The organism is Microbulbifer maximicatervae (SeqCode) (assembly GCF_052466985.1).
In genome coordinates, this window is the sequence record NZ_CP174298.1 from 3507702 (window position 1) to 3520165 (window position 12464).

Annotated in this window: 9 protein-coding genes; 3 read left to right on the forward strand and 6 right to left on the reverse strand. The window is 50.8% G+C overall.

The features are described from left to right. Window positions 1-8: 8 nt before the first annotated feature. Together ACJJI3_RS15460 and ACJJI3_RS15465 are read right to left on the reverse strand one after the other, a co-directional pair. Window positions 9-1505 (reverse strand): type VI secretion system contractile sheath domain-containing protein, encoded by a 1497-nt coding sequence (locus ACJJI3_RS15460; protein WP_413664105.1) that lies wholly within the window; start codon window positions 1503-1505, stop codon window positions 9-11. Between the two features lie 80 nt (window positions 1506-1585). Next, window positions 1586-2305 (reverse strand): transposase, encoded by a 720-nt coding sequence (locus ACJJI3_RS15465; protein WP_413664104.1) that lies wholly within the window; start codon window positions 2303-2305, stop codon window positions 1586-1588. A gap of 190 nt (window positions 2306-2495) precedes the next feature. Here ACJJI3_RS15465 and ACJJI3_RS15470 point away from each other — a divergent pair, with 190 nt between their 5' ends. The 3 genes from ACJJI3_RS15470 to ACJJI3_RS15480 all read left to right on the forward strand — a co-directional run bounded on the left by ACJJI3_RS15470 (window position 2496) and on the right by ACJJI3_RS15480 (window position 7582). After that, window positions 2496-3359 carry a Stp1/IreP family PP2C-type Ser/Thr phosphatase gene (locus ACJJI3_RS15470; protein ID WP_413664103.1) on the forward strand — a complete coding sequence of 288 codons (864 nt, stop codon included), beginning with the start codon at window positions 2496-2498 and terminating at the stop codon, window positions 3357-3359. A gap of 23 nt (window positions 3360-3382) precedes the next feature. Then, on the forward strand, window positions 3383-6466 hold the full coding sequence (locus ACJJI3_RS15475; RefSeq protein WP_444940207.1) for a DUF6531 domain-containing protein: 3084 nt from the start codon (window positions 3383-3385) through the stop codon (window positions 6464-6466). A gap of 93 nt (window positions 6467-6559) precedes the next feature. Continuing rightward, on the forward strand, window positions 6560-7582 hold the full coding sequence (locus ACJJI3_RS15480) for a succinylglutamate desuccinylase/aspartoacylase family protein (RefSeq protein WP_444935153.1): 1023 nt from the start codon (window positions 6560-6562) through the stop codon (window positions 7580-7582). 7 nt (window positions 7583-7589) lie between these two features. Here ACJJI3_RS15480 and ACJJI3_RS15485 read toward each other — a convergent pair whose 3' ends face one another. The 4 genes from ACJJI3_RS15485 to ACJJI3_RS15500 form a co-directional block, all read right to left on the reverse strand. Further along, window positions 7590-8810 carry a lytic murein transglycosylase gene (locus ACJJI3_RS15485; RefSeq protein WP_444940208.1) on the reverse strand — a complete coding sequence of 407 codons (1221 nt, stop codon included), beginning with the start codon at window positions 8808-8810 and terminating at the stop codon, window positions 7590-7592. A gap of 177 nt (window positions 8811-8987) precedes the next feature. Beyond that, a complete protein-coding gene (gene trhA, locus ACJJI3_RS15490) occupies window positions 8988-9641 on the reverse strand; it encodes a PAQR family membrane homeostasis protein TrhA (protein ID WP_282930278.1) in 654 nt (217 codons plus the stop codon). 141 nt (window positions 9642-9782) lie between these two features. Then, a complete protein-coding gene (locus ACJJI3_RS15495; protein WP_282930279.1) occupies window positions 9783-11105 on the reverse strand; it encodes an adenylosuccinate synthase in 1323 nt (440 codons plus the stop codon). Window positions 11106-11217: 112 nt separating this feature from the next. Continuing rightward, window positions 11218-12411 (reverse strand): ATP phosphoribosyltransferase regulatory subunit, encoded by a 1194-nt coding sequence (locus ACJJI3_RS15500; protein ID WP_444940209.1) that lies wholly within the window; start codon window positions 12409-12411, stop codon window positions 11218-11220. Between the last annotated feature and the right edge of the window lie 53 nt (window positions 12412-12464).

The window sequence follows — 12464 nt, forward strand, 5'->3', positions numbered from 1 at the left end:
CCCTACACTTACGCCCAAGGGCCTTTGAGTGTACCGCCACTCAAAGAACTAAAGCTCGGAAGAATGACTTGATCCCGCCCTTGCACCGAACGCATAGTGCTAATACCAGCCTGCATAAATTTTGCAGCCGCCCTATCTGTCAGGAGCGCTTCTGCACAGGGCGTCAATAATTCGCCATTGGGTAACTTGCGTAAATGAAGGGGTAAGTCTTCATAACTTGCAGACGAAGGGGGCTGTAATTTGCCAGTTTGAGAAAAGCCTTGGCAAACCGCTAACCCCAACAAATAAACACTATTCCCCCAAAGATAATATTCATGACCCTGCTCTGGGGTTAATTCTTCAAAATTAAAATACTCTGTTGTAGAAGTATTTTTCCCAAAGGGGAGTCTCAGCATAAATCTGGGAGCTGCCAACGCAACATGCTCACTAGCAGAGTATTCACGGACCGCCTGCCAACTTTCCGCAAACTGATCGCTCAACGGATAGTACCAATCATCAGGATCTACTGAACCTGACAAGTTTGGACAGCCTGCTAATTTTGGATCCCCACCCAATAAAAGTGCACTTCCCGCAGCTTCTGCAATCGTGGATAAATCTATCAGCAGGTGAAGGTCTCGCTCCTCATCAGTAACAAAGTAATCCCCTATGACTAAGTTATAGGGGATATTTCCAGAAGCTGTTTCACGCTCAACCAGTAACTTAAATGTCTGCGACTTTTCCAAGTCGCTTTCGGCTTCAGCAAAATCAGCTAGAAGCTCTTCTTTACTAACGTCTATTAAGTAAAAATCCAGGTTCCCGTGCTCTTCGACACGTCTCAGCAAAAGTTGCAGACTCAGCCAACTAGCCTCTAACTGACGAAAATCACTGTGATGCATCAGTTTACGCATCGCATCAGACGTAGCTTCAGCCAGGGCATTTAGATATTCACCCTGGCGAGGGTCCTCACTTTTCTGCACGTAAGGAGCGACAATATCTTTGATTAGCTGGTCAACCTGGAAAGTATTTTGACCTTCCTTTGCATTACGCTCTCGACCGGCAGCCAGGATTTCATCCAATATCGACTGCTCGCTATCGCGCTGACCCAAGCCCTGCTGAGTGGCTAACTCTGGTTTCCACTGTTGAATTTCCTCAGCAGCCTGCTGGAACTGACGCGGATCGAGCAGCCTGCGCTCCAGCTCAATAAACTTCTTAAACAATGGCAAACGGCTATAAAGGTAATCTGGGTGCAAATCATCAAAGCATGGTAATCCCAGAGGGCGATCCAGTACGGGCAACTGCAAACTCACGCCTAGATCAGCAAAAACGCCCTCAAAGGTATCGCGATTCAACAGGTATACCCTTCGACTGGAAATCGTTTCGGGTTCACACTGGCGGCGACTCGCTCTCCCGCTGAAATCACCCAGGATCGCAACTTTCAATCTATCAGTGCCAAAATCCATAACTGGTTTTTCCTTATTGTTATCGCCAAGGATCTGAAATCCCGTTGAAATGCTGGGCCTACTCACAATTTGTCACCTGCTGACAGGGCTTAATTACCCTACTTCTTATGGCCTTTTAACGCCCTCAACCCGACATTAGGTTTTAGCTAGGCAGTTTCTTTTGGTTCTTTTTCGACTTTATTTGCTTTTTTAGGGCGACCACGCTTAAGCGGTCGTACTCTTTGGTTAACAATCTGCTCAATTTTCTCTTTAAACGCATCCCCGCCGAGCACATGACCTAACTTAATCGTTTCAGCGATATAGTCGAGCAACTTTCGATCAAAGCTATACTGAAATAACTTCCTGTAAGATTGCGCTCTCTCCACCACTGTATCCCCAAGAGATAGATACAAGCGGTGATCCTTGATCAAATTATCTTTCTTAATGTTTGCGTGATGGTTAAAACTTGACCACTCGTAATCCTCAAGGGAGTCTGACAATCCCAAATACAGTGGGCGCAACTCTACGTATCTGTAACAGGTCAACAAATACGCATCAGAATCAATCAAGCTGGACTTATAGCGTCCTCGCCATAGTGTTCCGGAGCGCTTGTAACGGTGATTGACAAACTGCACATAGCGACGCCCAAGGGATTGCATCATAGATGATATCCCATCCGGTATCGTGGGCGTAGCTATGATCTGGATCATATTGGGCAATAAAACATATGCGTGAACATCAACGCCATATTGGTCTGACGCGTTACGCAAACTAATCAAATAATATTGATAATCTTCCTCGTCAAAGAAGCAGGGCAGATTGTTGTGGCCTACCTGCACAATATGCTGGGGAACATTTATCAAATTGAGCCTGGGCAAACGGGGCATTTTGCCTATGGGTCCTTTTTTAGCTGGCTTAAAGCCTTTTCTGTAGAGAGGTAAGGCTCTTATTATCGCAAATCAGTGAAAAGTATTTCAAACTTGGTATGCGAGCAAGTTAACATTAGCCTCGGTGATCGGTTGTAATAATATTACGCCGCATTGTATTGCTTTTTATTAAAGGGGAGTTGCACCAGACATGGATCAAATTAGTCTGGCGGTCAACGGGCGCACTGACATTGGTCAGGTTCGTGAGGAAAACGAAGATAGCATTCGCTGGTACGCGTCGGCGGAGCAGCCTTTTGCCTATATTGTGGTAGCCGACGGGATGGGCGGTTACACCGGTGGCGCCACCGCCAGTAAAATTGCAGCTGAGACGGTTCAAGCCCATCTCGATGACCTGCTGAAACACACTTTTTTCTCCTGCACGTCTGAACAGCAACAGCTTATATTGCGCGCCACCCTTATCGACGCAGTCAACAGCGCAAATACAGCTCTAATCAATACCAAAAACCTGAACCCTCAGTTTTCCAATATGGGAACAACTTTGGTTGCCGCGGTCATGTGGCGCGACTTTTTAATCGTTGCACATATTGGCGATTCTCGCGCATACCTGTGGAACAATTATGGATTGCAGCGCCTTACACGAGATCACAGCGTTGTACAGGAGATGATTGATTCAGGTCAATTAACCCCCGAGCAAGCCAAAGAGTCCAATGTCCGCAACCATATTACCCGTGCCTTGGGGGTTTCCAGCAGTGTAGAGGCGGATATAAATAGCTGGAAACTCACGCAAAACGCACTCCTTTTGTTATGTAGCGACGGGCTCACTGAATATCTTGATGATCATGCGATAGAGCGCGTACTGGCCACTCATCGTCCGGCATTAGAGTGTGTATATCGTTTTATTGACGATGCTAATCGCCTAGGTGGGCGCGACAATATTACTGCAGGAATATTGGAATATTCTTCACAATCATTGCGTCAAATACTCCCCCACGAACAAAGTGTTACCGAACGTCCCAGTTCTTCTGACGTAACAATTAGAAAGTTACACCGCTAATTTGATTTACCGGATACTGTAATATGACACCGGAACGTCTAACCCAGCTAATACCTAACTTACTCAATACGCTTACCCCTCCGACAATTACTCTTTCTCATGAGAGCCCTGCATCGGCTGTGCGCTGGCTCTCTCAGGTCGAACATACTTTAAAAAACATCTCACCCACTCCAGTGAATGAGGGCTTTTGGCCAAAGCTGCCAAGTATCACGTCTAATCGCTTTAGTATCGATTCAGCACCAATATTACCCCTCCTGTATGAAGCTGAAGACAACCCCACGCAATTCACCAATACCCCTGGTATTAACCCCGAGAACGAGGTGGTACCAGCTTTAGATCGTTGCCATCGAATTAACGGGCACGTCGTTACCGCAACAGGGGAAGTCGCTTTCGAGCGAACAGACGTACTTATTCCTGGACCGCTGCCGTTTGAATGGAAACGATATTTTCGCTCCTCTCTCAATGAGGATACTGGCATTGGTGTGGGCTGGCGGCACTCTCTCAGTGAAAAGCTTGTTGTACACGATAACGTTGTAAAGCTGGTTACTGCCGAAGGGAGGTCTGTAAAATTCAAATTACCCGCCATTGGTCACGGGTGCTACAACCGCTTTGAGCGGTTGATGTTATTCAGGCAAAGCCTGCACAGTTATCGATTGACGACATTCAATCAGCATCACAAAATATTTCGCGCTGATGGTGTAAATAGCGCTCTACCACTTGTAGAAATCAGGGATCAATTTGGTAACGCCATAACAATCGACTATCAGGAGGGCCTGCCTAAGAAAATGGTCAGCTCCTGGGGTCGTGTTATTGAATTTAACTGCCAGAACGGTCATATCCATAATTTAATAAATAGCCACGCTGCCGAAGGTCAAAGCGACCTCTGCAACTACAATTATCAAGATGGTCAACTACTCGAAAGTTGTAGCGGCCTTAAAAGAGAAAGGTACCAATATAACAATACACAGTTGGTACAGTTAAATAATAGCCAATCTGGAATTTATCAATTTACCTACGATACACGCGACCGGTGCCAGCTAATACAGTCCAATGAATTAATCACCAGTCTAAACTGGCACGCAAGTCATAATACCTGCACGATCGAGTCAGAGCTGTCCGGTCCCATTTATATACGCTTTAACAAGTTCGGCCAGAGAATTTCTGAACAGCAGCAATCTCGTAGCCTTAGCTGGCTTTTTGATTCCTACGGCAATCTCAGTGAAGAAATTCAGGCCAACGGCCATAGGCTTTTCTTCCGTCACGATGAATTCGGCCGGCTTGTCCGATCCACCTCTCACAATATTAGTAATCGATATCTCTATGACGATCGCGGCTATTTACAAGCGGCTGTTATCAATGGAGAGACCCTATGGCAATACAAGTTTAACGAGAAGGGACGCCCAGAACGTATTGTCGACCCGGCAAAACAAGTTTGGCTGTTTCTCTATACAGATAGGGGGCAGATCACACAGATTCAGGACCCAGAGGGAGGCAAAGTGGACTTCAGCTGGGATGGGCAAGGCCAGCTGCAGTCCGTTCGTAGAGACGATAAAGTCCTGAGCTTTGAGTACGACCACTGGCAACGAATCACTTCGCTTAAAATGAATGGCGAAGTATGGCGTGAGTGGAGTTATGGCAATGCGGGTGAATTGCGTGAAGCCCACCTGGGTATTCACCAGTACGGTCTGGACTACTCTGAACGCGGCCTACCCAATGCTATCCACGGAGACAGTGGCCAGAGTATTCTTTGTGATTATGACAACGCGGGCCGCCCGTGCCATATCAATTTCGCTGATGGTAACAACTGGGAATTAATCTACAGCCCTAGGGATGAACTCACCAGCCTGGAGAGCCCCGTAGGGAATTACTACTGGGAATATGATCACTACGGGCAATTAGTTAGCCACGAGGCACCACAGGATCGAACTTGGCGTTGGCATTACAATATAGACGGCAGCCTGCATGAATATTGTGATAATGACTCTCGCTGGTACTTTAATTATAACAACAGCGGTGTATTAACCGGTATTCGCAATAACAGTGGCCAAAATAGTGAGTTCCACTACGACCAGCATAACAGGCTGGTACAGGCAGATAATGCCCTTTCCTCAGTGCGCTTTAAATACGACAGCCGCGGTCGGGTAACCGCAGAGCATCACGACAGTGCCGATATCCGGGATTTCAGTCTTCAGTATCAATATGACAAACGCGGCTGGTTAAAGAGTGCCAGCTCCGACAATCTAGACTTGTCTTATACATTCGCCCCTTGTGGAGCCCTGTATGGAATCGATGCCAATGGTGAAGCCATTGTTCGCACCGAATCCAAAGGCCAAGATATCCTCCAGGTTCAAGGGGAGGTTCGCAGTAATCACAAATATTTATTTGGGCGCCTGGTAGGTATGGAGTCCGGTCAAGCACTTTCCTGGTACTTTGAGAAATCCCCTCCCCTGCAAATGACCAACCCGCTGCGGGCACAGCAAAGTCCGACTCAACCTCAAACAGAAAGTGACAAGCGCGGCAATATTATTAGTGAAAGCAACATACCAGGCCGCAAGGATTATCAATACCAGTACGACGGCTGGGGCCTGATGAGCCACGCGGAGTGCGGGGAATTTAAAACCTATTTCCGCTACGACCCTTTCGGTCGGCGGTTAAGCAAGACATGCACCCACCGAAAATCAACCCGGCAGCGCCGCGTTGTCACTATTTGGAGCAGCCTGGGTATCTGGGGGGAAATTCACAATATTGACGGCAAGTCCCGAGGTTTAAGCCATTGGATTCACCAACCCCAAACCAATGCCATTCTCTGCCAATGGACTGCCGACAATATCGAGCATTACCTTTCCAACCCCGACGGCAAGCCACTCGCGATTTTTGATACTCAAGGTGCCGCTCAGTGGTCACAAGGTGGGGAGGCTGGAGAGAAAGGAAAAGACCCCCACAATCAAGGGCCGAGTGCCTGGCGGGGAACTAACTTGCTCGCGGATGTAGAGACCGGGCTGTGGTACCACCCCTCAGGCTACTGGAGCCCTGCCCTCGGTATCTGGCTAAATGGGGACCGCTCACATAACCTGACGACTTCTGCCCAATCAATCGGGCAGCTGTAGCGAAGTACTCGGGCAGCTGCATCAACATTTGCTGCCCGGGTCAACTCTTATCTGCCTATACACTATGGGTATATCTATTTGCCCGTAAGTGTTATGGAAGAGCGCTCGGATTTTGAGATCGGTGGGGTCCATGTCGCCAGGGGCGAGTCCTGCCATATTGATCTGCCCGTTGTGCGGCTTTACACAAGCACAGAAATGGCAATCCCAGTTTATGTGCAGCGCGGTAAAAAAGATGGTCCCAAGATGTTCGTTTGTGCCGCCATACATGGTGACGAACTCAACGGTATCGAAGTAATAAGCCGGCTTATCCAAAGCGGCCGCTTGAAGTCATTGCGCGGGACCCTGGTTGCAGTTCCAATGGTTAATGTTTACGGGGTACTGCAACACACTCGCTACCTACCTGACAGGCGCGACCTAAACCGCTCGTTCCCAGGGTCGGCAAAGGGGTCTCTCGCCGCACGTATGGCTCACGTCTTCCTCAAGGAAATAGTCACCAAATGCGACTATGGCATCGACTTACACACAGGAGCCGTACATCGCAGTAACCTCCCCCAAATTCGCGCTAACTTGGACGACGAGCAAACCCGAAAACTCGCCAAGGCCTTCGGTGTTCCCGTGCTACTCAACGCTTCTATTCGCGACGGATCCCTGCGCCAAGCAGCCGCGGATCTCGGGGTGAGAGTATTACTGTATGAAGCTGGTGAAGCTCTACGCTTTGATGAACTCAGTATCCGCGCCGGTGTTAAAGGTGTGATCAATATGATGAAGCACTTGGAGATGTTGCCGCAAACCCGAAAGACAAATGTGATAGAGCCATTTGTTGCTCGACGCAGCGGTTGGCTTCGCGCGGGGGATAGCGGCATCGCCAATCATCTTAAGGCACTCGGGGATCAGGTCTACCGGGGCGACCTATTGGCGACCATTGCAGATCCATACGGCCAGGAACTGGACCAACTGATCTGCAATGAGGATGGAATCATTATTGGGCGACAGAATATCCCTCTGGTCCAGGAAGGCGAGGCGATGTACCACATCGCCTACTTCCGTGAACCCGAGGGTGTTGTCGAGAACCTGGAGCTACTCCAGGATACACTCCTACCGGATGAGAACTTTTAGGGACTCCCTATTGTTTCTTCAACAACTCCAGGACTTCCTTGCTCGGGTAGCCCTGAACTTCAACGCCGGCACTCTTTTCAAATTCACTCACCGCTTTGCGGGTACCCGGACCTGCCTTGCCATCAATTTCTCCGGTGTAAAACCCTTTCTGTTTGAGCAACTTCTGCAACTCTTCCACTTGAACACTATCCAGTGGAGTAAATGGACGCTTCCAATCATTTACCAAAGGCGCACCGCCGCCAATCCGATCTGCCAGCAGGCCTATAGCTATCGCATAGCGATCTGAATTGTTGTAACGCTTGAGGACAAAGAAGTTCTTGAACACTAAAAATGCCGGGCCATTGCGGCCGTCTGGTAACTTTAATTCGGCAATGGCTTTTTTGTTGGGAAAGGGCTCACCATTAGCTCGTGTGACACCAAGCTTTTCCCATTCGGCTACCGACATCTTTCCCGCGGGCATTTTACGAGCGGGAATATTGACCTCATAACCCCAGGGTTTTCCTCGCTGCCAACCGTTACTGGATAACAGGTTGGCGGCAGTCGCGAGCGCATCCGGAATGGAGTTCCAGATATCCCGTTTACCATCACCATCGATATCCACCGCATAGGCTTGATAACTGGTGGGAATAAATTGGGTATGCCCCATAGCTCCAGCCCATGAGCCCAGCAAGTGCTCACCCTCGATATCTCCTGCCTGCAATATTTTTAGCGCGGCCAGCAGTTGCTGACGGCCAAACTTTTTACGCTGGGGATCCGCATAGGCGAGTGTTGCCAGTGAGCGAATGACACTGCGCATTACCTTGTCATTACCGAGGATGCCGCCAAAACTGGATTCCACAGACCAGATCGCAAGCAGGATATTGGGGTCCACCCCGAAACGCTTCTGGATCTTGTCCAACCAGGGCTTCATTTTTTCTTTTTCCCGCTTGCCTCGTTCAATCGCTCTCTTTTGCACCCGATTATCAAAGTACTGCCACACCGGTGCTTTGAATTCGGGCTGATAGGCTGCACGATCCAGAACCCATTGGTCTGGAGAAGTGATTCCTTTAAAGGCTTGGTCGTAAACCTCCGCAGAGATTCCACTCTTAATCGCGGTTTTGCGGAACTCCTTTACCCACTGTTCGAAGGCCGGATCGGCTTTCTCTTGTGCATGGGTATTGGAAGCCAGGAGAACTGCGCTTATCACGAGGATGGCAGACAGATATTGAAACCATTGCAATTTGGGCATGGAGTTACCTTCGACACAACTTTTGCTCGCTCAAGGGTAGAACGAGCCACTCTTATCCGAAAGGTGGATTGGCCGGTAACCGTTGAACTTCCCACCCACTATTAAACTGGACAGTCACATGAGAGGGAAGTTCGTGCTGCTCACCTTTAGGGTGAGCTCTGCCGCAAAACGGGAAGATTAGGGAATGACGTAAAACAGCACCGCAAAGAAGTGCAATATACCGCCCGCCAGCACAAAGAGATGCCAAATTGCATGGTGGAAGCGCAGGCTGCGCCAGAGATAAAAAGCGATTCCGCCGGTGTAGCAGAGACCACCGAGAACTAACAGCCACAAACCGCCAGTTTCCAGACTGTCCGACAGCGGCTTGATCGCAGCCACCACGACCCATCCCATCAAGGCACTGAGAGTGATGGACAGGGCTCGGATCTTCTTCAGCGGGGTGAACTGAATAATCAATCCGATCAGCGCGAGCCCCCAAATAATACCGAACAGCCACCAACCCCAAGGGCCCCTCAGGGTGACCAGGGTGAAGGGAGTATAGGTTCCAGCAATCAATAGAAAGATTGACGAGTGGTCCAGGGTCCGCAGTATCGCTTTGGCGCCGATATGGCTTACTGCGTGGTACAGCGTAGAGGCTAGGAAACAGAGTATCAGGGTGGAGGCATAAACGCTGGAGCTGACAATATGCCAAGCGTCCCCGCGCAGGGCAGCAAATCCGGTCAATACACCCAGACCGGCAATCGCCAGAAGCGCTCCAACACCATGTGTCACACTGTTGGCGATCTCTTCAGCAAAACTGTAACGACTGGCAACGGAAACGGAAGATGACATAAATTAGCCCGGTTAAATTCAGGTCATAAGCCTGCGTGTAGTGCACGACCAATAACTTGGAACAGGTCTAATGATCAGAGGCCTCACTTAAAATAGCAAGGCCATCACCAGACTGCACATTCACAACCGGGCGGTTAGGGCTTAAACGCTAGCGTTGTGAATACCCATTTCGCACAAAGCGGAAGATTCGCGAACAATAGTTTCGTTGCGATCTGGGCCTGTAGAAACAATGTCTACCGGAGCGCCCACCAGCTCTTCGATTCGAGCGATATAGGCGCGTGCATTGGCCGGCAAATCCGCTTCACGACGCACACCGACAGTGTTCTCTGTCCAACCGGGCATAGACTCATAAACCGGCTCGACACCTTCCCAACCTGCAGCATCAAATGGTACTGGGACTTCTTCACCAGCGCTGTTGCGGTAGCCCACACAAACCTTTACCTCCTCGAGGCCATCGAGAACATCCAGTTTGGTCAGGCACAGGCCAGAAATACTGTTGATTCGGATCGCGTGGCGCACAGCAACAGCGTCAAACCAACCGGTGCGGCGCTGGCGCCCAGTGGTAGCGCCAAACTCGTGACCTTTTTCACCCAGGTGACGACCAACTTCGCAGTCCAGCTCAGTTGGGAAAGGACCACCGCCAACGCGGGTGGTGTAGGCCTTGGTAATGCCCAATACATAATCCAGGTACAGAGGACCAAAACCAGAACCAGTCGCAGTACCGCCAGCAGTGGTATTAGAGGAAGTTACGAACGGGTAGGTACCGTGGTCAATATCCAGCAGGGAACCCTGGGCGCCTTCGAACAGGATATGCTCTCCGTTCTCGCGCGCTTTGTGCAGGTGATCGGCAACGTCGGTGATCATCGGCACCAGTTGCTCGCGCCAGATCTTGGCCTGCTCAACGGTGTCCTCATAACTGACCGGGTCAACTTTGTAGTATTCGGTCAGAGCGAAGTTGTGGTAATCAATCAGCTCTTTCAGCTGGTGGCAGAAGTTATCCCAGTTGCACAGATCACCCAGGCGAAGACCGCGACGAGCAACTTTATCTTCGTAAGCAGGACCAATACCGCGACCTGTAGTACCGATCGCTTTGGCGCCGCGTGCTTTTTCACGGGCCTGATCGAGGGCAACATGTACTGGCAAGATCAGCGGACACGCCGGGGAAAGACGCAGGCGCTCGCGAACAGGAACTTCGCGCTCTTCCAACTCAGCCATCTCTTTCAGCAGCGCCTCCGGGGAGAGCACCACACCATTGCCGATCAAGCAGGTTACGCTGGGGCGCAGGATACCGGAGGGAATCAGGTGCAGTACGGTTTTTTCGCCATCGATAACCAGGGTGTGGCCCGCATTGTGACCACCCTGGAAACGCACTACCAGCGAGACCTTCTCGGTTAGCAAATCGACAATCTTGCCCTTGCCCTCATCGCCCCACTGGGTACCCAGTACTACTACGTTCTTGCCCATCTGTATAAATCTCTAAACTCAGGTTTTTCTCTGCGGGAGCCGGGGCCCCACATAAATGGATGTCTGCGGGTAGGCCCGCGCGATAATAGGCACATCCACTGCGCCCGAAAAATCAGTCTCGTGGTTTTACTACCCACGAATCACCCTCAGCAACCAACTCGCGGTCACAGCGGGAATCCAGTTCACTATCGGCACCACCAGCGAGGGCTGTGATGACCACTTCGCCTTGAGCCCGCAGCTCGTGAATCGCCTTCCACAGTTCAGCGCCCTGGGAGCCTCTGACATCTGGCGCCAATATCGCAGCGCCCTCTTCAACGGCAGCGCTGCCCAGATTACTCAATGCCACCAGGTCACTACTGAAGCCTGTTGCCGGGCGATCGCGCCCAAACACGGCTCCGATACCGTTGTAACGTCCACCATTGGCCAATGCCTGGCCGTGGCCCGGTGTGTAGGCGGCGAATACCAGACCGGTTTCATAGTCGTAGCCGCGTACTTCACTCAAATCGAAGAACAGTGTCACCTCTGGATAGCGCTCATTCAGAGCCTCAGCTATCTGCCTCAAATCGGAGACTGCCGCCAGCAAATTTTGCGGGGCTCCAGAAAAGAGTTCGCGGGCCTTATCCAGGCATTCCCGTCCCCCAACCAGCCCCGGGAGCGCCTTCAGCCACTCGGCAGCCTTCTGGTCGCCAACATTCTCCTCAACCCACTCGCACAGATCAGCAGTCGCCTTGCTCTGCAACATGGCCAACAGGGCGCTGCGCTGCTCGTCATTGAGGCCCGCCGCTTCAACCAGACTCTGGTAAATCGCGACGTGGCCCAGGTCCAGGTGCACTTGGCTGACACCCGCTACCTGAAGGCTTTGCAGCATCAGCGAGATCACCTCGAGGTCTGCACCGAGGTTGTCCACACCAAACAGTTCGGCACCAACCTGTATCGGCGCTCGCGAACCCATCGGGGTTCGCGGCTTGGTGTACACCACCTGACCGGCATAGCAGAGGCGGTTAGCGCCTCTGCGGGGAAAGCTGTGGGCATCGATCCGGGCAGTCTGCGGAGTCATATCCGCACGTATACCCAAAGTGCGACCAGATATCTGGTCGGTGACCTTAAAGGTGCTCAGATCTACATCATGGCCCATCCCAATCAGGAGGGACTCAGTGAATTCCAACATCGGCGGTATCACCAACTCGTACCCCCAGCAGTGGTAGAGGTCCAGTAGTTGGCGGCGCAGAGTCTCCAATTGCACGGCATCCGCAGGCAGAATTTCTGCAATGCCATCCGGTAACATCCAGCGATCGGCTTGAGTCATGATGAAATGAATTCGTCAGCGAAGAAATTGCGGTGCCACAGCGCTTGCCACAA